The organism is Streptomyces sp. NPDC001108 (assembly GCF_053598535.1).
This window is the reverse complement of the sequence record NZ_JBSFKL010000014.1, coordinates 151,895-173,352: the sequence shown is the minus strand read 5'-3', so window position 1 is coordinate 173,352 and position 21,458 is coordinate 151,895. Positions and strand designations below refer to the sequence as shown.

17 protein-coding genes and 1 pseudogene are annotated in these 21,458 nt (G+C 73.0%); 9 read left to right on the top strand and 9 right to left on the bottom strand.

Translation table 11 applies throughout. The features are described from left to right. Positions 1-70 precede the first annotated feature (70 nt). The 7 genes from serC to ACWC97_RS27220 all read right to left on the bottom strand — a co-directional run bounded on the left by serC (position 71) and on the right by ACWC97_RS27220 (position 6,817). Positions 71-1,189 carry a phosphoserine transaminase gene (gene serC / locus ACWC97_RS27250; RefSeq protein ID WP_352275835.1) on the bottom strand — a complete coding sequence of 373 codons (1,119 nt, stop codon included), beginning with the start codon at positions 1,187-1,189 and terminating at the stop codon, positions 71-73. 96 nt (positions 1,190-1,285) lie between these two features. After that, positions 1,286-2,494 carry a cytochrome P450 family protein gene (locus ACWC97_RS27245; RefSeq protein WP_352275837.1) on the bottom strand — a complete coding sequence of 403 codons (1,209 nt, stop codon included), beginning with the start codon at positions 2,492-2,494 and terminating at the stop codon, positions 1,286-1,288. Then, positions 2,491-3,789 carry a cytochrome P450 gene (locus ACWC97_RS27240; RefSeq protein WP_352275838.1) on the bottom strand — a complete coding sequence of 433 codons (1,299 nt, stop codon included), beginning with the start codon at positions 3,787-3,789 and terminating at the stop codon, positions 2,491-2,493. The genes ACWC97_RS27245 and ACWC97_RS27240 overlap by 4 nt, the downstream gene beginning before the upstream one ends. After that, entirely contained in the window at positions 3,786-4,451 is a 666-nt protein-coding gene (locus ACWC97_RS27235; protein WP_385207699.1) for a GTP-binding protein, read from the bottom strand. The genes ACWC97_RS27240 and ACWC97_RS27235 overlap by 4 nt, the downstream gene beginning before the upstream one ends. After that, positions 4,432-4,803 carry a DUF742 domain-containing protein gene (locus ACWC97_RS27230; RefSeq protein ID WP_352275841.1) on the bottom strand — a complete coding sequence of 124 codons (372 nt, stop codon included), beginning with the start codon at positions 4,801-4,803 and terminating at the stop codon, positions 4,432-4,434. The genes ACWC97_RS27235 and ACWC97_RS27230 overlap by 20 nt, the downstream gene beginning before the upstream one ends. Beyond that, positions 4,800-5,231: a roadblock/LC7 domain-containing protein gene (locus ACWC97_RS27225; protein WP_352275842.1), complete on the bottom strand. Its 432-nt coding sequence runs from the start codon at positions 5,229-5,231 to the stop codon at positions 4,800-4,802. Before ACWC97_RS27225 ends, ACWC97_RS27230 begins: the two co-directional genes overlap by 4 nt. Further along, positions 5,228-6,817: an ATP-binding protein gene (locus ACWC97_RS27220; RefSeq protein ID WP_450652092.1), complete on the bottom strand. Its 1,590-nt coding sequence runs from the start codon at positions 6,815-6,817 to the stop codon at positions 5,228-5,230. The genes ACWC97_RS27225 and ACWC97_RS27220 overlap by 4 nt, the downstream gene beginning before the upstream one ends. Before the next feature lie 314 nt (positions 6,818-7,131). On the opposite strand from ACWC97_RS27220, the gene ACWC97_RS27215 reads away from it, so the two are divergent. Next, on the top strand, positions 7,132-9,966 hold the full coding sequence (locus ACWC97_RS27215) for an FAD-binding and (Fe-S)-binding domain-containing protein (RefSeq protein WP_450652090.1): 2,835 nt from the start codon (positions 7,132-7,134) through the stop codon (positions 9,964-9,966). 376 nt (positions 9,967-10,342) lie between these two features. After that, positions 10,343-11,251 (top strand): annotated as a pseudogene (locus ACWC97_RS27210) (MarR family transcriptional regulator); the annotation flags it as partial. A 22-nt stretch (positions 11,252-11,273) separates the two neighbouring features. Here the strand turns inward: ACWC97_RS27210 and ACWC97_RS27205 are convergent. After that, positions 11,274-11,702: a RidA family protein gene (locus ACWC97_RS27205; RefSeq protein WP_450652088.1), complete on the bottom strand. Its 429-nt coding sequence runs from the start codon at positions 11,700-11,702 to the stop codon at positions 11,274-11,276. A 171-nt stretch (positions 11,703-11,873) separates the two neighbouring features. After that, complete coding sequence (locus ACWC97_RS27200; protein WP_352275851.1) at positions 11,874-12,779, bottom strand: LysR family transcriptional regulator; 906 nt, start codon at positions 12,777-12,779, stop codon at positions 11,874-11,876. 171 nt (positions 12,780-12,950) lie between these two features. Between ACWC97_RS27200 and ACWC97_RS27195 the strand changes: the two genes are divergently transcribed. The 7 genes from ACWC97_RS27195 (at position 12,951) to ACWC97_RS27165 (ending at position 21,420) form a co-directional block, all read left to right on the top strand. Beyond that, positions 12,951-13,913 (top strand): EamA family transporter, encoded by a 963-nt coding sequence (locus tag ACWC97_RS27195; protein WP_450652086.1) that lies wholly within the window; start codon positions 12,951-12,953, stop codon positions 13,911-13,913. A gap of 97 nt (positions 13,914-14,010) precedes the next feature. Continuing rightward, positions 14,011-14,445, top strand: coding sequence for a DUF3592 domain-containing protein (locus ACWC97_RS27190; protein WP_352275855.1), 435 nt, complete (start codon positions 14,011-14,013; stop codon positions 14,443-14,445). 434 nt (positions 14,446-14,879) lie between these two features. Then, positions 14,880-15,101, top strand: a complete 222-nt coding sequence (locus ACWC97_RS27185; RefSeq protein ID WP_352275857.1) for a mersacidin/lichenicidin family type 2 lantibiotic — start codon at positions 14,880-14,882, stop codon at positions 15,099-15,101. A gap of 32 nt (positions 15,102-15,133) precedes the next feature. Further along, a complete protein-coding gene (locus tag ACWC97_RS27180) occupies positions 15,134-15,370 on the top strand; it encodes a mersacidin/lichenicidin family type 2 lantibiotic (RefSeq protein WP_010071700.1) in 237 nt (78 codons plus the stop codon). A gap of 88 nt (positions 15,371-15,458) precedes the next feature. Continuing rightward, the gene (locus ACWC97_RS27175; RefSeq protein WP_450652083.1) at positions 15,459-18,773 is read left to right on the top strand and encodes a type 2 lanthipeptide synthetase LanM family protein; all 3,315 of its coding nucleotides are present in this window, start codon (positions 15,459-15,461) and stop codon (positions 18,771-18,773) included. Beyond that, complete coding sequence (locus tag ACWC97_RS27170) at positions 18,767-19,276, top strand: hypothetical protein (protein ID WP_352275860.1); 510 nt, start codon at positions 18,767-18,769, stop codon at positions 19,274-19,276. Before ACWC97_RS27175 ends, ACWC97_RS27170 begins: the two co-directional genes overlap by 7 nt. 23 nt (positions 19,277-19,299) lie before the next feature. Beyond that, complete coding sequence (locus tag ACWC97_RS27165; protein ID WP_450652080.1) at positions 19,300-21,420, top strand: peptidase domain-containing ABC transporter; 2,121 nt, start codon at positions 19,300-19,302, stop codon at positions 21,418-21,420. Positions 21,421-21,458: the final 38 nt, after the last annotated feature.

Genomic DNA, 21,458 nt, shown 5'->3' with positions numbered 1-21,458 from the left:
CCACTCGACCGGGTGAACGACGAGGGCCCCGCGCGTCGGCGCGGGGCCCCTCACCGGATGCCTGGTCCGGTTACAGCTTCTCGATCACGTAGTCGATGCAGGCGGTCAGGGCCTCGACGTCCGCCGGGTCGATCGCCGGGAACATCGCCACGCGCAGCTGGTTGCGGCCCAGCTTGCGGTAGGGCTCGGTGTCGACGATGCCGTTGGCGCGCAGCGCCTTGGCGACGGCGGCGGCGTCGATCTCGTCCGCGAAGTCGATCGTGCCGATGACCTGCGAGCGCTTCGCCGGGTCGGTGACGAACGGGGTCGCGTACTTGGACTCCTCGGCCCAGCCGTACAGGTTCCGCGCCGAGGTGGCCGTGCGGCCGGTGGTGAACTCCAGGCCGCCCTGGGTGTTCATCCAGGTCAGCTGCTCGTTGAGCAGGAAGAGCGTGGCCAGGGCGGGGGTGTTGTACGTCTGGTTCTTGAGGGAGTTGTCGATCGCGGTGGGCAGCGAGAAGAACTCCGGGACGTGCCGGCCCGAGGCGTGGACGCGCGCGGCGCGTTCCAGGGCGGCCGGGGAGAAGACGCCGATCCACAGGCCGCCGTCGGAGGCGAAGGACTTCTGCGGGGCGAAGTAGTAGACGTCCGTCTCGGTGATGTCGACGGGCAGGCCGCCCGCGCCGGAGGTGGCGTCCACCAGGACCAGGGCGCCCTCGTCGGCGCCCGCGACACGCCGGACGGGAGCGGCGACGCCGGTGGAGGTCTCGTTGTGGGTGAGCGCGTAGACGTCGACGCCCGCCTCGGCCTGCGGCTCCGGGTGGGTGCCCGGCTCGGAGGCGATCACGGTCGGGTCGTCGAGCCACGGGGCGAGCTTGGCGGCCTTCGCGAACTTCGACGAGAACTCGCCGAAGTTGAGGTGCTGGGACCTGGTCTCGATGAGCCCGTGCGTCGCGACGTCCCAGAAGGCGGTGGAGCCGCCGTTGCCCAGGATCACCTCGTACCCCTCGGGGAGGGAGAAGAGGTCGCGTACGCCCTGGCGCACGGAGCCGACCAGGTTCTTCACCGGGGCCTGGCGGTGCGACGTACCGAGGAGGGACGTGCCGGTGGCGGCCAGCGCGTCGAGCGCCTCCGTGCGCACCTTGGAGGGACCGGCGCCGAAGCGTCCGTCGGCGGGCTTGATGTCAGCGGGAATCTGGATATCGGCCACGAACCGGAGCGTAGTGCCTCACGGACACGGTCGAGCACCGTGTCCGTGAGATGAGATGCGCGCTCCGGTCCGTGGACGGCGGTCCGGCGGCGGGGATCAGCCCAGCGTGACCGGCAGGTCGTACAGGTCGTTCTGGGTGACGATCGGCTTGTTCCGCAGCTCGGAGGCGGGTACGGCGAGCTCCAGTCCGGGGAACCGCTCGTACAGCGCGGGCAGCGCCACGCCGGCCTCCAGCCGGGAGAGCGCCGCGCCCGGACAGACGTGCGGGCCGTGCCCGAACGCGATGTGGCGGTTGGGGGAGCGGGTGACGTCGAACTCGGCGGCGTTCGGCCCGTGCTGCGTCTCGTCGCGGCCGAGCGCGCCGAAGGAGACGATCAGGGCCTCGCCCTTCGGCAGGACCTTCTCGCCGACCTGGACGTCCTCGGTGGCGAACCGGATCAGGACGTGCGAGGTGGGGGAGGACCAGCGCAGGGTCTCCTCGATCACGTTCTCCCACGGCACCTCTCCGCTCAGCACCCGCTCGCGCTGCTCGGGGTGGGTCTGGAGGGCGACGACCGCGTTCACGACCAGGCTGATCGTGGTCTCGTGACCGGCCGCGATGATCAGCTGGAGGGTGTTGACGATCTCCTCGTCGGTGAGCTGGTCGCCGTCCTCGGAGGCGGCGATCAGGGCGCTGGTGAGGTCGTCGCCCGGGTTGTTCCGCTTGCCCTCGACGATCTTCGTGAAGTGCGCGGCGAGGTCCGCCATCATCTGCGGGACCTCCTCCGGCGGGGTCTGCGTCGAGAAGAACTTCTCGAACAGCTCCTTCAGCCGGGGGTGGTCGGCCTTGTCGACGCCCATCAGTTCGCTGATGACGTTCATCGGCAGCGGGTAGGCGAACTCGGCCTTCAGGTCGACCGGCTCGTCCGTGGGCAGGGCGGCCAGCCGGTCCAGGCTCGCGGTGGTCAGGGCCTCGATGCCCTCGCGCAGCCGCTCCACCCGCTTCACCGTGAGCGCCTGCGCGACCAGGGTGCGCAGCCGGCGGTGGTCCGCGCCGTCGACGGTCAGCATGGAGCGGCCCGGGTTGGCGAGGCCGATCAGCGGCCAGTCGAGGGGTATCTCGCCGCGCTGCCAGGCGTTCCAGACGTTGATGTCCTTCACGATCCGGCTGTCGGTGAGCAGCTGGCGGGCCTCGGCGTGGTGGGTGACCGCGTAGCAGTTCACCCCGCCGGGCAGCTCCACCTCGGCGAGCGGGCCGGCGGCCCGCAGCCGGGCGCTCTCGCCGTCGAGGTCGGTGACGAAGGGGTCGAGGGCGATGCGGGTCATCTCTGGCCTCCGGGTTCGGTGTGGTCTCCCGCGGCCGGTCCCGTGACGGGGCCCAGGGCGAGGGTGGGCGTGAAGGTCAACGGCAGGTCGGTCAGGCCCCGCAGCCACGGGGACGGGCGCCGGGTGAGTTCGGCGGCCGGGACGGCGAGGTCGATGTCCGGGAGCCGGTCGAGCAGGACCTCGATGCCGGTACGGGCGATGACCTCGGCGGTCTCCTGGGCCGGGAACGGGCAGCGGTGCTCGCCGTGGCCGAAGGAGAGGAAGGCGTTGTTGCCGCCGGTCATCGCGGAGCCGTCGGTGCGGATCTGCGGGTCGTAGTTGGCGGCGGCGATGCCCAGGAGGAGCAGGTCGCCGGTCTTGATGTGGCGTCCGCCGAGGTGGGTGTCGCGGGAGGCCCAGCGGCCCGCGACGTTCTGGGTCGGGGTGTCCTCCCACAGGACCTCGTTCATGGCCTCGGCGACGCTGTGCCGGCCGCCCGAGAGGGAGGCGGCGAACCGGTCGTCGGTGAGCATCAGCCGCAGCGAGTTGCCGATCCAGTCGGCGGTCGGCTGGTGGCCCGCGGCCATCATGACCATCAGGTCCTGCGCGATTTCCTCGTCGGTGAAGCCGCCGCGGTCGGCGAGCATCCGGGAGGCGACGTCGTCGCCGGGCTCGGCGTGCTTGTCGGCGAGGAGCTGGAACATGGACGTGGCCAGGTGCTGCTGGCCCGCCAGGGCCCGCTCCCGTCCGTCGATCATGTCGTTGAGCGAGCCGACCAGGGCCGCGCCGATGGTGTCGTCGAAGCCGTAGATCCGGGCGAGGACGAGGGCGGGCAGCAGCATCGCGTAGTCGGCGATGATGTCGGTGTTGCCGGTGGTGCAGAAGCGGTCGATGAGTCCGTCGGCGAAGCCCTCCGCGTACCGCTTGAGGGTGAACGGGTCGACGGCCTCCAGCGCGTTGCTGATCATCGCGGCGCGTTCGGTGTGCCGGGGGCCGACCGTGTAGAGGATCGACGGCTGCTTGCGGCCGATCATCGGCAGCAGGGGCCAGTCGTCGGGTATCCGCTCCCACTGGTTCCACAGGTCGGAGTCGCGGCTGAACAGCACCGGGTCGCCGGTGACCTGGTGCAGCTCGCGGTAGCCGAGGACCAGCCAGGCGGGCACGTCCCCGTCGAGGACGACCGGGGCCACGGCGCCGTGGTCGCGCCGCATCTCGCGGTAGAGCCGGGTCGGCTCGCTCTGGAAGCGGGGGCCGGAGAGCGGTACGCGGCCCTGGGACACGGGGCAGCCGGCGGGCGGCGCCGGGGGCTGGGTCACGGGGTGGGCTCCGGGGTCATCTCCGGCGCGGACGCCGGACGGACGGCGGCGGAGGACCGGGCCGGAGCCCCGTTCCCCGAGGACTTCGAGAGGGAGTGCAGGTACTCGACCAGGGTGATCAGCACGTACTTGCTGGACGAGCGGTCCCGCGCGTCGCACTCCACCAGCGGCACGTCGTCCGAGAGGGCGAGCGCCTCGCGTATCTGCTGTTCGGTGTGGAGCGGGCCGCCGAAGTCGTTGCAGGCGACGATGAACGGCGTGCCGTGGTGCTCCAGCCGGTCGATCGCGTACCAGGAGTCGGCGAGCCTGCGGGTGTCGACGAGGACGACGGCGCCGAGGGTGCCGGAGAACAGCCGGTCCCACAGGAACCAGAAGCGCTCCTGGCCGGGGGCGCCGAAGAGGTACAGCACGGACCGTTCGTCGAGCGATATTCGGCCGAAGTCGAAGGCGACCGTCGTGGACGTCTTCGAGTGCACCCCGTCGAGGCTGTCGACGGCCTCGCCCGCGCGGGTCATCGTCTCCTCCGTGTTCAGCGGACGGATCTCGCTGACGGAGCGGACCATGGTGGTCTTGCCGACCCCGAAGCCGCCGACGACGACGATCTTCAGTCCGTTGTCGGCGGTCGCCTGCAGGGCGGCACGGTCAGAGGTTGCGGAGTCCAACGAGCACCTGTTCCAGGATGTCGGGGTCGGGGAGCCGGTCCGCGACACGGGCAGTACGGGGGTGACGGGCGCTGATCCGTCCGGTGTCCAGCAGGTCGGAGAGCATGATGCGGACGATGCTGACGGGCAGTCCGAGGGCCGCGGAGATCTCCACGACCGCGGTGGGGGACTGGCACATCCGCAGGATCGTCACGTGCTCCGACTGCATGCCGGGGGACGGCTCGCACTCGGAGACCACCAGGGTCACCAGGTCGAACGCGTCCGAGTCGGACCGGCTGCGGCCACCGGTGAGGGTGTACAGCCGGTCCGGCGTGTCGTCCCGGCCGGGCCGGAGGGGGCGGGGCCGGTTCATACGGTCGCGTCGGCGTCGGCCGCGTCCGCGCGGGAGCGCGGCGGGGCGCTGAGGTGTTCGCCGAGCTGTTCGACGAGTTCGCTCATGTTGTGGCCGATGAGGCCGACGTCGGAGTCCTCGGAGGCGACGACCGCGAGGTGGGCGCCGTCGCCCGCCTCGACGATGAACAGCACCCCGCCGTAGAACTCGGCCATGGCGGACCGTACGCCGCCGCTTCCGTCACCGAACTCGACGGACGCGCCGTGCGACAGGCTCTGGATGCCGGCCGAGATCGCGGCCAGCTGGTCGGCCTGGTCCACGGAGAGCTCGGGGGTGCGGCACAGCTTGAGGCCGTCCCTGGACAGGACGAGGGCGTGACGAGTGCCGGGGGTGCGCTCCAGGAGCCCCTCCAGCAGCCAGTTGAGCTTCTCGTCGGTGGTGGCGGTCATCGGGTGTTGCCTTCTTCCGGGTGCGGGGAGTTGGAGCGGACGGCCCGGCGGAAGCTGCTGAAGCGGGCTGCCTGTTCCTTCGGGTCGGAGGTACGGGGCCGGGAGGCCGGGGTGCCTTCGGCGTGGGCCTGGGCGGCGCGGGCCTCGGCGGCGGCGAGGGTGCGGCCGCGGGGGCGCCGGGGCAGCCCGCTCTCGCCGAAGCGGGGGAGGCCGCCGGTGGTCTCGGACGCGGTGGCGTCGGTCGCGGCGGCCGGTTCCGGGCGGTCCGGAGTCTCCAGGGCCTCGGGGGTGTGCGCGGCCTCGGTGGTGCCGGTGTTCCGCGCGGTGCCGTGGACGGGCTCGGGCTCGGCCATCGGGGCCGGTGCCTGGGCCGGAACCGGCGCCTGGTTCTGGGTCTGCGTCCGGGACCGGGCCGGGAGCGCCGGGTTCGCGGCCGCCGGGGCCGGTGCGGGGGCGGCGGCCGGGGTCCGGGCGAGGAGCTCCTGCGGGATCATCATCAGGGCGCCGGTGCCGCCGCGCGCGGACGGCCGGAAGGACACGGTCAGCCCGTGCTTGCGGGCCAGCCGGCCGACGACGGCGAGGCCGAGCCGGGTGCCGGACAGGCCGGTCAGGTCCTGGTCGACGGCCGAGACGGCGCGCTCGGCGCGGCGCAGCTGCACATCGCTCATGACCAGGCCGCTGTCCTCGACGGTCAGGACGATGCCGGCCGGCACCTCCTCGACGTACACGTGGACCTCCGCCGTGGGCGGCGAGAAGTTGGCGGCGTTGTCGAGGAGCTCGGCGAGCGCGTGCATGACGCCCTCGGCGGCGTGACCGGCGACCGCGACATCGCTGGTCGAGTGGAGCCGTACGCGCTGGTACCCGCTGATCCGGCCCATCGCGCCGCGCAGGATCGACTCCATCACGATCGGCTTCGCCCAGCGCCGGCCGGAGCGGGCCCCGGTCAGTACGGCGATGGAGTCGGCGAGTCGGCCTGCCTGGGCGGTGCGGTGGTCGAGGTGGAGCAGGTCGCCGAGGACGTCCTCGGCGGAGTGCCGGTGCTCCATCTCGCGCAGGTCGGCGAGCATGCTGGTGGACAGGGCCTGCATCCGGCCGGCGGCGTTGGCGCAGGCGGCGACGGCGGCGGCGCGCTCGGTCTCGCTGCGGGTGGCGCGGGCCTTGAGCCGGGCGATGTCGGCGGTGAGCCGCTCGCTCTCGGCGGCGGCCCGCGCGGTGAGCCGGGCCGTCTCGGCCTCGGCCGCGGCCTTGAGCCGGGCCGTCTCGGCGGCCGCCGCGGCCTTGATCCGGGCGGTCTCGGCGGTGAACCGCTGACCGTCGGCCGCGGAGGCGGACACCAGACGGCTTATCTCACCGGTGAACCGCTGGGTCTCCGAGGCGAGCCGGGCACGCTGCCGCTTCACCTCGGCGCGGGCACGGACGGCGACGGCCACGGCGGTGGACAGCAGCACGGCGGCCCCGCCCAGACCCCAGGCGAGTTCGGTCCGCACCGATTCGGGGGCGGCGAGGACCGCCCACAGGCACAGGGAGCCGGTGACGACCAGCGATATCAGCAGGGCCGCTGCGGTTGGCCGGGATGAGGCGCTCAATGGGGGTCCTTGGGAGCGGACGAGGAACGGGCGGAGGGTGGATGGAACGGGCGGATCGGGTATAACGGGCGGGTCGAACAGCTTACGGGGGGTCAGTCCGGTACGTCAGCCGCAAAAGCGACAACTGGAGCTGACAATTCCAAGCTAAGTCCTGGTCACTATATGAGAATTGACGCTCTCTTTGGGAAGACCTTGTGGCGCTCTCTGTTGTGTATGTGACCACGCATCCGACCTATTCCGACGTATTGACGTACCTGGGGGAAACAGGAAGCGTCGTGGGGCCCAGTGACCCGATCAACGGCATCCTGGGTCCCATGGCCGCAGTACAGAATCCGACGGAACCCGACGAACTCGCACAGGCCCTGCGTGGCGCGATCCGTGGTGAGGTCGAATTCGGCCCCACCGCACGGGCGTTGAACACGATGGACGCATCCAACCACCGCAGGGTGCCGCTCGGCGTCGTCCGACCGTGTGACGCCGACGACGTGTCCGCCGCGCTTGCCGTCTGCCGCGCGCACGGCGCGCCGGTCGTACCGCGCGGCGGCGGCACCTCCATCGCGGGCCAGGCCACCGGCACCGGCGTCGTGGTCGACCTCACCCGCCACCTGGACCGGCTGGTCGCCCTGGACCCGGTGGCCCGCACCGCCGTCGTCCAGCCCGGCCTGGTCCTCGACGAGCTGCGCGCCGCCGCCGCCCCGTACGGCCTCACCTTCGGCCCGGACCCGTCCACCCACAGCCGCTGCACGCTCGGCGGCATGATCGGCAACAACTCCTGCGGCGCCCACTCGGTCGCCTGGGGCACCACCGCCGACCAGGTCCGCGAGCTGACGGTGGCCCGCTACGGCGGCGACGTCCTGCGCCTGGCCCCGGGCGCGGTCCCCGACCCGCTGGACGCCCTCACCGCCCTCGTCCGCGAGAACCTCGCCCTGCTGCGCACCGGCTACCCGGACCTCCCGCGCCGGATCTCCGGATACGCCCTCGACGCCCTGCTGCCCGAGCGCGGCACCGACCCGGCCCGCGCGTTCTGCGGCAGCGAGGGCACGCTCGGCATGGTGACGGAGGCGACCGTACGGCTGGTCGAGGCCCCGGCCGCCCGCGCCCTGGCCGTACTCGGCTACCCGGACGAGTCCGCCGCTGCCGAGGCCGCCCCCGGCCTGCTGCCGCACCACCCGCTCACCGTCGAGGGCATGGCCGCCGACCTCGTACGCGAACCCGCCGGGCTGCCGCGCGGCGCGGCCTGGCTCTTCGTCGAGACGGGCGGCGCCACCCCCGCCGAGGCGCGGGACCACGCCGAACGCGTCGTGCGCGCCGCCGACGCCCTGGATTCCGCCGTCGTCACCGACCCGGCCGCGCAGCGGGCCCTGTGGCGCATCCGGGAGCGCGCGGCGGGCACCGCGACCCGGATGCCCGACGGCACCGAGGCATGGCCCGGCTGGGAGGACTGCGCCGTACCGCCCGCCCGCCTCGGCCCCTACCTGAGCGACTTCCGCGCCCTGCTCGCCGCCCACGGCCTGCGCGGCACCCCGTACGGACACTTCGGCGAGGGCTGCGTCCATGTCCGGATCGACTTCGACCTGCTGGACCCGGCGGGCGTCGCCCGCTACCGCCGCTTCTCCGAGGAGCTGGCGGACCTGGTCGTCGCGCACGGCGGTTCGCTCAGCGGCGAGCACGGCGACGGCCTGGCCCGCGCCGAACTGCTGCCCCGCATGTACGGGGACGAACTGGTCGCCCTCTTCGCCCGCTTCAAGGACGTCTGGGACCCGGACGGCGGCATGAACCCCGGTGTCCTCGCCCGCCCCGCCCGTCTCGACGAGCACCTCCGCTTCGACGTGCTGCCGAAACGCCCGGTGGACGTCGCGTTCGGCTACCCGCACGACGGCGGCGACTTCTCGGCCGCGGTCCGCCGCTGCGTGGGCGTCGCCGCCTGCCGTACGGCGGTGCCGACGGCGGGTCCGGGCGTGATGTGCCCGTCGTTCCGGGTGACCGGCGAGGAGGCCCACTCCACCCGGGGCCGGGCCCGGCTGCTCCACGAGATGCTCGCCGGGGAGGTGATCACCGGCGGCTGGCGGTCGACGGAGGTCCGCGACGCGCTCGACCTCTGCCTGTCCTGCAAGGGCTGCCGGCACGACTGCCCGGTCGGCGTCGACATGGCCACGTACAAGGCGGAGTTCCTCCACCACCACTACCGGGGACGGCTCCGCCCCGCCGCGCACTACGCGATGGGCGGACTGCCCCGGTGGCTGCGGCTCGCCGCCCCCTTCGCACCGGTCCTGAACGCCCTGGCCCGCGTCCGCCCCCTGGCCGCCCTGGCCAAACGGCTGGCCGGGATCGCCCCCGAACGCACGATCCCCGTCCTCCCGCGCCACCCCTTCACCCACGGGCCCGCCCGGCGCGGAGGCGGGCGGACGGAGACCGTCTCCGACGAACGGACCGTCACCCTCTGGCCCGACACCTTCACCACCCACCTCTCGCCCGAGGTGGGCCGGGCGGCGGTCGAGGTCCTGGAAGCGGCGGGCCGTACCGTACTGCTCCCCGGCGGACGGGGCCTGTGCTGCGGCCTCACCTACGTGTCCACGGGCCGGCTCGACCGGGCCCGCGCGGTGATGCGCCGCACCCTGGACCGGATGGGCCCGTCCCTGGGCGACCCGCTCGTCGTCCTCGAACCGAGCTGCGCCGCCACCCTCCGCACCGACCTGCCCGAGCTCCTCCCCGACGACCCCCGGGCCGCCGAACTCGCCGCCTCCGTCAGAACACTGGCCCAGTACCTGGAGGAGTACGCCCTCGACTGGCAGCCGCCCCGTCTGGACCGCCCGGTCGCCGGTCAGACCCACTGCCACCAGCACGCGGTCCTGGGCGACGCGGCCGAACGCCGCCTGCGTGAACGGGCGGGCCTGACCGGCGAGCTGAGCGGCGGATGCTGCGGGCTGGCCGGGAACTTCGGCTTCGAACGCGGCCACTGGGACGTGTCGGTGGCCTGCGCGGAGGAGACCCTGCTCCCCTCGGTACGGGCGGCCGAACCGGGCACGGCCCTCCTCGCGGACGGCTTCTCGTGCCGCACCCAGCTCGCCCAGCTCGGCGGCGTACGCGCCCGCCACCTGGCCGAACTCCTGGCGGAGGCCCTGCGCCAGGAGAGCCTCCGGTCTCCCTGACCCCGCCCCGAATCCCGAGACCCGAGCTTCGGGCGCCGAGCTTCGGGAGGGGCCGGTTCACTCTTTCGTGGGCGCGGGGTGGGTCCTTGGTCCGGGGCTTGAGCTTCGGGATTCGGGGGTCGGGATCCGGGCTTCGGGATTCGAGCGGTGTGTTCCAAGTGGTTGGTTTCTTGGGCGGGTTGGGGAAACCCCGCCCGCCCTCCCGGACCCGTCACGGCCAGCAAGTATGACTAATCGTGATCGAGTTGCGGCGCAGAGTCGCGCCCGCTTACGGTGCGAACGAATCGACCCCGACGCGGTGTTAGAGCACCGGCCGGGGTCTGACCGCAAGATCGCACCCGATTAGAAAGACGATCCCGTGGCTGTTTCCGAGCTTATCTCCGACCCTTGTGCGCCCGCAGCTCCGCGCGTTGCCCCGCCGAAGGCCAGGCCGGGTTACGGGAAGCGTTCCGTCCCGCAGGAACGGCCGCCGTGCGAGGCCGACTTCGCGTCATTGCCAATGCGTGAACGGCACATCGCGGGTTATGTGGAGGCGTTGGCGGAGGGCGCGGCGATGGATATCAAGTCGCTTGCGAAGTCTCTGCCGTTGTACGGGCAGATGGCGGTGGGCAGTGCGTTACGGGCGCTGAGTGTGGCCGGTCATCTTCGTCGGGGGCGTTGCGTGAGCATCGAGGACGGTCAGGTCCGGTGGGTCACCCGGACGTTCTGGTCGCGGGTCGCCCACGACAACGAGTGGTGGAGCGCCTTCCTCGCCGCCGAGAACGACCGAGTCACCCGGCCCGGCCCCCAGGCCCCTGCCCCTGCTTCCGTCCCCGTGCCCGTACCCGCTTCCGTGCCCGCGCCCGCCGCGCAGGTCCCGCAGCAGCGTGTCGCGGAGCCGGAGGTACCGGTTCAGCCGCAGTCGCATGGTGGTGTTCCCTCGCCCGCGTTCGCGGCCCTGGCGCGGCTGGGGCGGGTGGACTCCCGTCTGGCGCTTTCGGCGGCGGACTGTGCGGGGTTGGAGGGGCTGGTGGCCGAGTGGTTCGCCCGGGGCGTGGACGCCGACTACCTGACCCGGGTCCTGACCGCCGGGCTTCCCGACGCGGTCGGCTCTCCCTTCGGCCTGGTCCGCCGCCGCCTTCAGGACAAGCTTCCGCCGAGTCTGCCCGCGACACCCGTCCCGCCCGCACCGGCGGAGACCCCGGTGCGCCGGGTGATGCCGGAGTGCACCGAGTGCGGCGTACCGGGAAGGCCCGAAGCCTTCCGCGACGGACTCTGCCGCCCCTGCCGCGAACCCGACCCCACCCCCTGAGCGAACGACGTGCGTCTCAGTCGTGTGTGGCGGGCGCGTCGGGGAGGGACGCGGTGAGGTCCAGCTCGATGAGCTGCCCGGTGAAGCCCAGTTGGGCGACGCCCAGCAGCGTGCTCGCGGTGGTGAACGCCGGTCCCAGGGCCGATTCGGTCAGGCGCTGCCAGACCGCCCCCAGGGCCGCGTCACCGTCGCTGACGACGTAGATCACCGAACGGACGACGTGTTCCGGCCGGGCGTCCACCGCGTCCAGGGCGGCGACGGAGTTGGCCACCACCTGGTCGATCTGGGCATCGAGATCGCCCGGCCCCACGACCTCCCCCGACGCGTCGAGCGGGCACTGACCCGTCAGGTACGCGGTCCGGCCGGCCTCCACCACGGTGATGTGGTGGTAGCCGGGGGTCGTGTGGAGGTGGGTGGGGTTGATGCGCGTGATCCTGGAATCCATGTGCCGAGTCTGGTGACCCGGCCCGCCGACCGCACTGGTTTTTCGGCGGACCGGATCCGGGCGCGGTCCGGCGGTTCGGCGGTCCGATGGCCTGGTGGCTCGACGGCCTGGCGGCTTGCGGGAGGGGCCGGGTACCAGAACGGAGGCGGGGGGTGCTCCCGGCCCCGTTGCTCAGCCGGTGGTGCCCCGGCCGTGCGCCACCACCTCGTGGGCCAGGGCGAGCAGGTCGGGCAGGGCGGGGTGGCCGGGGGCGTCGCGGCGGGCGAGGAGTACGGGTACGGGCGGGGCGTCGGTCAGCGGGCGGTAGGCGACGCCGGGGTGCGGGTGCATGGAAGCGGTGGAGGCGCCGGAGACCCCGACCCCCCGCCCGGCCGCGATGGCGGCGAGCCAGTCGTCGGTGTTGGCGACCGTCAGTGTCGCGGAGGGCCGCCCGCCCGGGGGCCACAGCTCGACCGTGGTGGTGCCGGACACGGTGTTGAGGACGACCGTCTCGCCCCTCAGATCGGCGAGCCGGAGCGTGGCACGGGCGGCGAGCGGACCGTCCGTGGCGACCGCCGCCACCCGGTCCTCCTCGAACAGCAACTCGGTGACGAGACCGGGCGCCTCGACCGGCCCCCGCAACAGCGCCGCGTCGACCTCTCCACGGGTCAGCCCGGCGGTGCGGTCGTCGATCCGCAGCAGCTCCAGCGGGGTCCGCGGATACCGCTCCTGCCAGCGGCGCAGCAGCGGAGTCGTGTACGGGCCGAACGCCGACCAGGCATGCCCGAGCCGCAGCGGCCACCGGCGCAGCCCGCCCGGATCCAGCGCCTCGTCGAAGGCGGCGACCGCGGCGGCGGCCCTGTCGCGGAAGACGACACCCTCCGGGGTGAGGGCGAGATGGTGGGTGGACCGGTCGACGAGCCGGGTGCCCAGGTGCCGCTCCAGCGCGGCCAGGGTGCGCGAGACCGCCGGCTGGGTGAGGCGCAGGCGGGTGGCGGCACGGGTGACATTGCCCTCGTCCGCCACGGCGAGGAAGGCGCGCAGATGCCGTACCTCGATGCCGCGGCCGGTGCTTTCCCCGGAACGTCCGATGCTCATGCGCGCGGAGCATAACCGGAGCCCTTTCGACATTTCACATGGCACGCGGAGGTACCTACCGTAAGAGGACGTACCGAACCAACGGCGGCCCGGCCGGGGTACGGGAAGGTGCAGTACCTTCGACCGGGTTGTCCACTGGAGTGGACTTCGGACTTGGGAGGGACACCGCAGGTGAACGACCAGCGCAGCGCGGCAGGAGCCGCGGCCGTCGCCGTACCCGAGGCGGTCGCCGCCCCGGTCGGTGCCACGGGCGGTGCTCCGGGCTCCCGGGGGCGGGGCGCGGCGCTAGCCCCGATCGCGTTGGTGGTCGCGAGCGGGCTCTCCGTGCAGTTCGGCTCCGCCGTCGCGGTGCTGCTGATGCCGAGGGCCGGGGCGCTCGGGGTCGTCACGCTGCGACTGGCCGTGGCCGCCGTGGTGATGCTGATCGTCTGCCGGCCGAAGGTGCGCGGCTACTCGCGTGCCGACTGGGGCACCGTCGTCGCCTTCGGCCTGGCCATGGGCGGCATGAACACGCTCTTCTACCAGGCCGTCGACCGCATCCCGCTGGGTGCGGCCGTCACCCTGGAGGTGCTGGGGCCGCTCGTCCTCTCCGTGGTGGCCTCCCGCCGGCTGGTCAACGTGGTGTGGGCGGGGCTCGCGCTGGGCGGTGTGGTGCTGCTGGGCGGCGGCGGGTTCGACCGCCTCGACCCGGTCGGCGCCGCCTGCGCACTGGGCGCGGGCGCCCTGTGGGCGACGTACATCGTCTTCAGTGCCCGTACCGGCCGCCGCTTCCCGCAGGCGGACGGGCTGGCCCTGGCCCTGGCCGTCGCCGCTCTCCTCGTCCTGCCCCTGGGCCTCGTCGAGTCCGGGCCGAAGCTGCTGGTCCCGGCCACGCTGGGGCTCGGCTCGCTGGTGGCGCTGCTGAGCTCGGTGCTCCCGTACACCCTGGAGTTCATGGCGCTGCGCCGGCTGCCCGCCCCCACCTTCGCGATCCTGATGAGCCTGGAGCCGGCGATCGCCGCCCTGGCCGGATTCCTGGTTCTCGACCAGGCCCTGTCGACCACCGACGCACTGGCGATCGCCCTCGTCATCGGGGCGAGCATGGGCGCGGTACGCAGCCAGGCGCGGCGCGTGAAGGCCCGCGAACGCACCTGACGGTCCGTCCGGAGCGGCCCCGGCGGGCCCTTGTCGGGCGCGATCCGCGCACGGGACAATGTCGGCCCGTCCCGCCCGATCCCGCCGGGGGAGCCCCATGGCCGTCGCCATCGCCGCCGTCTACGTCGTCCTTTCCCTCGGCGCGACCCTGATGTTCCGGAAGCAGGCGGACCGCCTCATGGACGGACCCCGGCTCCGGGCCATCTGGGCCGAGGGCCGCACCGCCGAGGCCCGCTGCACCGGCATACGTGTCGAGGAGGGGCAGGACGCCGAGGGCGGCTTCGTCGTCCACCGCCACCCCACCCTGGAGTTCCGTACCGAGGACGGGCGCACCGTCAGCTTCGAGGAGCGGCAGGCGCGCATCTCCCCGGCCGTGGGCGACTCGGTGACCGTCCACTACAGCGCCGCCGACCCGGAGGGCGCGACCACCCGGGGCCCGTCGTTCGCGATACTCCGTCTCAGGGGCCTGATCACCGGGGTGGGGGGCGCCTTCGCCCTGGTGGGGGCAGCCGTCATCGCCGTGGTCGCCTGAGCCGTCGGCCCCTCGCTGTCCGGCCTCCTACCCGGCCTGCCCGCCCGGCCCGCCGGGCCTCGCGTCCGGCGTACCGGCCCCCCTCGACCGTGTCCGCCCCGGCGGGGGCGGCCCGTCGCCGCGTAGAGGAAGTGCCGCTCCGCCGCCGTTACCCACCCGCCGTGCACCGTGTGCGTTCCCGCACCGGTCGCCACCTCGACCGGTGCGGGAACGCACCGGGACCGCCGCCGTCATGAACCCGATGACGGCGGCGGTCGCATGCGGGGCGTGAGGCCGGGCGGCCGTGGCGGAGCAACCCGCTCCGGCGTATGCGCCGGGTATGCGGCCGGGGCCGCCCGGGCGGTATTCCGGCTGCATGACGGCCGCTGAGGATGGCACTCGAACCGGGCCCCCGGGCCCGGTTCCCATCCCCAGCGAAAGGAGGTGACAGACACATGAACCTTGTTCGCGCATGGAAGGACCCCGAGTACCGGGCCACCCTCAGCGAGGCTCCCGCCAACCCGGCCGGCCTCGTCGAGCTGGCCGACGATCAGCTCGACGGCGTCGCGGGCGGGACCACGTGGGTGTGCGCCACGGTCACTCTGACCGTCACGGTGTGCTCCCCGACCGGGACCCTCTGCGGCAGCTGCAGCATGGGCACGCGCGGCTGTTGCTGAGCCTGCCCGATTCCTACAGGGAGTGATGATTCGTGGACATAGTCCGGTCCTGGAAGGACGCCGACTACCGGCTGTCCCTCGGGAGTGAGGCCCCCGCCCATCCGTCGGGCGAAGGCCTCACCGCAATCACCGACGAAGAGCTGACCGAGATCAACGGAGCCGGCTCCGGCGTTCTCGGCACTCTCGGGTGCTGCTCGTGCCTGCCGTGGTACTCGGGCTGGACCGTATGCGGTCTGGCCTGCAACCCCGGTAAGCCCTGCAAGAACTAGCAGCGTACCGAAGAAATGACGTGACCGGCAGGGGCGGGCGACCGTACGCCCCCGCCGGTCATGTTTATGCCCCAGGAGGAAGAGCGGAATGCCTGACGTCGCAAGCGAGCACCCCATCGGCGGGTCGGCGGGGGTCCACCTCCCCTGGCACCGGGCCGCCACCCTGACCGAAAGGCTCGGCGGTACCCCGTCGCGGATCGACCCGGTGCGGGGCGAGAAGCGCCTGGCCATGTGGAGGGAGCTGGCGCCCCTGACCGGTGAACGCGCCACCCTGGACGCACGGCTGGCACCGCTGGGCGTCACGGCCGACGAACTGACCGCCCTGCTCGGGGAGAGCGACGACTCCCTCGTCGCCCGCCTGACGGACGAACCCGACTGGCACCGGACCTTCCGGCGGTGGTGGGCCGAAGGCATGGCCACCACGGACGCCACCCGCCGCCTCGACCCGGACATGGGCCTCCTGGAAGTGATACGCCCGCTCGTGGAAGGCGCCGTCCACGAACTCGACGCGCTCGTCGAGGAACGGGTACGGGGCAGCGACGACCCCGTCCTCGCCGACCTCGGGCACGTTCTCGACGTCGTCCGCGCGACCGCCCCCGCCGCCGACCTCCTCGGCCATGTGCAGCGCACTCTCGTCCTCGAACTCAACATCGCCCGGGTCGAGGACCGCCTCGACGGCGAGACCCCCGAGGAACGCTTCTCCTCCTACGTCGAACTCCTCCGGTCGGAGGCCGACGCACTCGCCCTCTGGGACGAATACCCGGTCCTGGCACGGCTGATCGTGGCCCAGCTCCGGTTCTGGATCGACACCCGGGTCGAGCTGATCGACGCACTCGTGGCCGATCTGCCCGTGCTGCGCGGGAGCCTGCTCGCCGCCCAGGAGCCCCGGCGGCTGGTCCGCCTGGAGTTCGGCGCCGGCGACAAGCACCGGCGGGGCCGCTCCGTCGCCATGGTCGAGTTCGACACCGCCACCCTGGTCTTCAAACCCCGTCCGCTGGCCATGGACACCGCCTTCGACGGACTCCTGGACTGGGTCAACCAGCAGGAGACCCCGCACGACCTGGCCCGGATCGGCATCGTGGACCGGGGCGACCACGGATGGGTCGAACAGGTCGACACCACCGCGACCACCGACGCCGGGGGCGGCGACCGGTACGCCTGGCGGCTCGGCGCCCTGACCTCGCTCCTCTACCTCCTGCACGCCACCGACTTCCACTTCGAGAACGTGCTGGCCGCGGGCGAGTACCCGGTCCTCGTCGACCTGGAGGCGCTGCTGCACAACGACAAGACCGCGGCGGTCGTCAAGATCGACGGTGAGACGGACATCGCCGCGGTCACCCTCGCCGACTCCGTCCAGTCCGTGGGCATCCTCCCCAACCGCCTGCTGGTGCGCGGCGAGGACGGCACCTTCGGCCTCGACGTCAGCGGACTCGCGGGCCACGGCGGGCAGTTGACGCCCATGGCGGTGCCCATCTGGGAGGACAGCGGCACCGACCGCATGCGGCTGGTCAAGCGGCGGATGGAGATGGACGCCGAGCGCAACCACCCGATGACCGCCGACGGGGAGCCGATCGACCTGGTCGGCCGGGTCGACGCGTTCGTCGAGGGCTTCACCCACGTCTACCGGCTCCTGGAAGCGGGGCGGGACGAACTGCTCGCCCCCGGCGGAGCGCTGGCCGCCTTCGGACCCGTACGGACCCGGCTCATCGCCAGGCCGACCCACATCTACGGGCGGCTGCTGCTGGAGAGCACCCACCCGGACTTCATGCGCGACGGCCTCGACCACTCCCGCTCGCTCGCCCGGCTGGCCGGCGGCCACATCGAGATGCCGGAGTCCCGCACCGCGATGGTCCTGGACGAGGTCGCCGAACTCACCCTCGGGGACATCCCCATGTTCACCGTCGACGCGGAGGACGGGACCCTGCGCGGCGGGTTGGACGAGGCACCCATCGGCACCCGCTACCCGCCGCTCACCGCCGTGCGCGAACGCCTCCTCGCCCTCGGCGACGCCGACCTCGCCTTCCAGGAACGCGTCATCCGCTCGTGCGTCGCCGCCACCGCGATGGGGGAGAGCGACGCCCGCTGGCCCAACTGGCACCGGCCCCGCATGGACGGCGCCGCCGACCCCGGCGACTTCGCCGAGGAGGCGCTGCGGCTGGCGCGCCGCCTGTCCGACCTGTGCGTCCGCGACGAACACGGCCTGGGCTGGATCGGGCTGGACCTCGTCGACGAGAAGTACTGGCAGTACGCGCCCGCACCCATCGGCCTCTACACCGGGACCGCCGGCATCGCGCACGCCCTCGACGCCGTCGCGGCCGTCACCGGTGACGAGCGCACCGGCGAGCTGGCCCGAGCCGCCTTCGACCAGGTGGCGAAGCGGTCGCTGCTCATCGCCGAGACGCTGGCGGGACTCGCGAAGAAGCCCGGGGCCAACGAGTTCGGCATCGGCGCGTTCGGCCCGTTCGGCGGCGCCGTCTACGCCCTCGCCCACGCGGCCGTGCGTCACGACCGGCCCGAGTACGCCGAGGCCGCGGCCGCCCTGCTGCCCGCCGTCGACGAACTCGCCGACGACGACGGACTCCTGGACATCGTCTCCGGCTCGGCGGGCGCGATCCTCGCCCTCCTCGCCCTGGAAGCGGCCCGGCCGGGCACCGGAGCGGCCCGGATCGCGGTGCGCTGCGCCGACCGGCTGCTGGCCACCCGGCAGGAACACGGCGACGGATGGGGCTGGGCCACCCCGATCAACCCGGAGGAGCCGCTCGCGGGCTTCTCGCACGGGGCCTCCGGCATCGCGTACGCCCTCGCCCGGCTCGACCGGGTCGCCCCCCGGCCCGAGTACCGGGAGGCCGTCCGGCGCGCGCTCGCGTACGAGCGGACCGTCTTCGACCCGGAGCTGCGCACCTGGCGCGACCTGCGGCCGGCCAACCTCGGCGGGCGCACGGTCATGAACGCCTGGTGCCACGGCGCCCCGGGCATCGCGATGGCCCGCACCGCCCTCCACGGGCTGGGCACCGTCCCGGACCTCGCCGACCTGGTCGAGAACGAGCGGCACACGGCCGTGCTCGCCGCCATCTCGACGGGGCTCGACCTCGACCCGGTGTCCGGTCTCGGCAACCACAGCCTCTGCCACGGGGACATCGGCAACCTGCTCATCATCGACGGGAGCACCAGGGCCGACCAGGAACCCGAGGTGGCCGACCTGCTGCCCCGGGTGTGGAAGACCCTGCTGCACGAGGGGCGGGAGAACGGCTGGCTGTGCGGCGTCCCGAAGGGCGTGGAGACACCCGGCCTCATGACCGGACTGGCCGGCATCGCCTGGGGCCTGGCCCGCAAGGCCGCACCCGGGCAGGTACCGGACCTGCTGACGCTCGCCGCCCCCGAACCCCGGGGGGCGACGTGCTGAACGGCGTGTCCGCCCCCGAGGCCCCGGACGGCACGCTCGCCGACGGTGTCTACCGGCCGAGCATGGTGGCCGCCTACCGCGCCAACCCGCGCGGCGCCGCCCGCACCGGGTTCCACCCCGAACGGATGCGGCCCCGATGGCGCTGGGCCCTGGCCGCGACCCTGCTCCTCGTCCTCACCGCGGCGGCGGGCCTCGTGGTGCGGGTGCCGGTCGGGCCGACCGGCACCCTCGCCGGGGTCAACGGGCGCCAGGGCGTGCTGGCCTTCCCGGGCTTCAGCCCGCCGGCCAAGGGCAGCGACGTCCTGCTGCGGGTCGACGGCCGGGACATGGAGGGCCGGGTGAAGGACTTCCGGACCGGCCAGGGCGGCACCCAGGTCACCATGGTGCTCGTCGAACTCCCCGACGGTGTCGCCGACGGGCTGGAGGAGGGCGCGTCCGTCGTCCTCGACCAGGGCACCCGCCCCCTGCTCCTGGACCTCTGGAACGAAAGGGGCGACCAGTGAGTGCTGTCCGCCGCAGGGTACCCGTGCGACTGCAGTCGACCTCGGTCGAATGCGGTGTCGCCGCCCTCGCCATGGTGCTCGGCCACCACGGCCGCTCCACCACCGTCGCGGAGCTGCGCGACCGGATGGTGCTCTCGCGCGACGGGGCGAGCGCCGCCTCCATCGCCCGGCAGGCACGCGAACTCGGCATGAAGGTCAGGGCGTTCCGGGCGGAGCCGGACGCACTGCGCGGGCTCGCCCTGCCGCTGATCGTGCACTGGGGGATGAACCACTTCGTCGTCGTCGAGCGCTTCACCCGCCGCGGCGTCGACATCGTCGATCCGGCGTCCGGGCGGCGGCGCATCACCTACGCGGAACTCGACGCGTCCTTCACCGGGGTCGCGCTGGAGCTGGAGCCGACCGAGGAACTCGAACGCCGCGACGGCGCCGAGGCGGGGCTGTGGTCCTTCGTCCGGCCCTTCCTGCCCCGTTCCGTGCCCGTCGTCGCCGCGGTCGTCGGGGCCTCGGCCGCGCTCACCCTCCTCGGGCTGCTCCCGGCGTTCCTGACGGCGTACGTCGTCGACCGCGTCCTGCCGGGGCGCGGCGAGGACACCCTGCTCGTCCTGGCGGCCGGTCTCGTCGCGTACACCATCAGCCACGGGCTGATGACGCTGGCGAGGGCCGAACTGCTGCTGTGGCTGCAGACCCGGATGGACTGGTCGATGATGGGGACGTTCCTCAGACATCTGATGTCCCTGCCGTACAAGTTCTTCCAGCTCCGCACCGGGGGCGACCTGCTCGTCCGGGTGTCGAGCATGACGTACGTCCGGGACGCGATCTCCAGCCAGCTCCTGGCGGTCCTGCTCGACGTGGCGCTGCTCGGCGTCTACCTCGTGGTGATCGGCTTCACGTCGCTGCTGTTCGTCGCCGCGATCCTCGCCGTGGCCGCCGTGCAGCTCGCGGTCATGTTCGCCTCGGCCCGGACCGCCCAGCGGCTGACCGAGCGCGAACTCCAGGCGCTCGGGGAGGCGCAGAGCACGCTCCTGGAGGCGGTCACCGGTGCCGAGACGGTCAAGTCCTCCGGTGCCGAACACGTCGTGGTGCAGCGCTGGTCGGGGAAGTTCGCCGAGCAGCTGGAGTCCTCCGTGCGCCGGAGCAGGCTGGACAACACGATCGACGGCGTCCTCGGCATGCTGGGCACCGCGTCCCCGCTGCTCATGCTCGTCCTCGGCGCGTACCTCGTCTTCAGCGACAACATGTCGCTCGGGACGATGCTCGCACTCATCGCCCTGGCAGGCTCCGCGCTCGCCCCGGTGGCCCAACTCGGGCGCGGGATCAAGACGTTCCAGACCATCCGGGTCCACCTCGACCGGTTGCGCGACGTGCTCAACGAACCCCCGGAGTCCGTGGGTCAGGGCACCGGGAAGGTCGATCTGAACGAGCCGATCACCCTGACCGACGTGGGCTTCCGCTACTCCGGGGACGGGCCGGAGGCCCTGTCCGGGATCTCGCTCACCGTCCGGCCGGGCGAGAAGATCGCCATCGTCGGCAGCAGCGGATCGGGGAAGTCGACCCTGGCCCGGCTCATCCTCGGGCTCTACGACCCGACCGACGGGGAGATCACCTACGGGTCCACCCCGCTGACCGAACTGGACCTCGGCCATCTGCGCCGCCAGTGCGGTGTCGTCACCCAGGACGCGGACATCTTCAGCGGATCGGTGCTCACCAACATCGCGCTGGTCATGCCCGACGCCACCCTCGACGACGTCGTCGAGGCGGCCCGCCTCGCCGCCGTCCACGACGACATCACGCACATGCCGATGGGGTACGAGACGATCCTCGGCGAGGGCGGCAACGGCCTCTCCGGCGGGCAGCGGCAGCGGGTGGCGCTGGCCCGCGCCGTCGTGCACCGGCCGAGGGTCCTGCTGCTCGACGAGGCCACCAGCCACCTGGACGCCGCCACCGAGGCGACCGTGCACGAGAACCTCTCGGCACTCGACTGCACCCGCATCGTCATCGCGCACCGCCTGAGCACCGTGCGCGACGCGGACCGCATCCTGGTCATCGACCGCGGCCGGATCGTCGAGGACGGCAACCACGAGGAGCTGGTCGCACGGGGCGGCGCGTACGCGGCGCTCGTCGGACAGCAACTGGTCCATGACTGACCGGTTCTCGCGCACGGGCCCACGGCCCGGCCCCGCAC

What these genes read in the sequence shown, in the direction of transcription:
- ACWC97_RS27245 (WP_352275837.1), bottom strand. Translation starts at nt 2,494, where the DNA reads ATGACCCGCATCGCCCTCGACCCCTTCGTCACCGACCTCGACGGCGAG.
- ACWC97_RS27190 (WP_352275855.1), top strand. Translation starts at nt 14,011, where the DNA reads ATGGCCGTCGCCATCGCCGCCGTCTACGTCGTCCTTTCCCTCGGCGCG.
- ACWC97_RS27230 (WP_352275841.1), bottom strand. Translation starts at nt 4,803, where the DNA reads ATGAACCGGCCCCGCCCCCTCCGGCCCGGCCGGGACGACACGCCGGAC.
- ACWC97_RS27205 (WP_450652088.1), bottom strand. Translation starts at nt 11,702, where the DNA reads ATGGATTCCAGGATCACGCGCATCAACCCCACCCACCTCCACACGACC.
- ACWC97_RS27215 (WP_450652090.1), top strand. Translation starts at nt 7,132, where the DNA reads ATGGCCGCAGTACAGAATCCGACGGAACCCGACGAACTCGCACAGGCC.
- ACWC97_RS27175 (WP_450652083.1), top strand. Translation starts at nt 15,459, where the DNA reads ATGCCTGACGTCGCAAGCGAGCACCCCATCGGCGGGTCGGCGGGGGTC.
- ACWC97_RS27225 (WP_352275842.1), bottom strand. Translation starts at nt 5,231, where the DNA reads ATGACCGCCACCACCGACGAGAAGCTCAACTGGCTGCTGGAGGGGCTC.
- ACWC97_RS27185 (WP_352275857.1), top strand. Translation starts at nt 14,880, where the DNA reads ATGAACCTTGTTCGCGCATGGAAGGACCCCGAGTACCGGGCCACCCTC.
- ACWC97_RS27200 (WP_352275851.1), bottom strand. Translation starts at nt 12,779, where the DNA reads ATGAGCATCGGACGTTCCGGGGAAAGCACCGGCCGCGGCATCGAGGTA.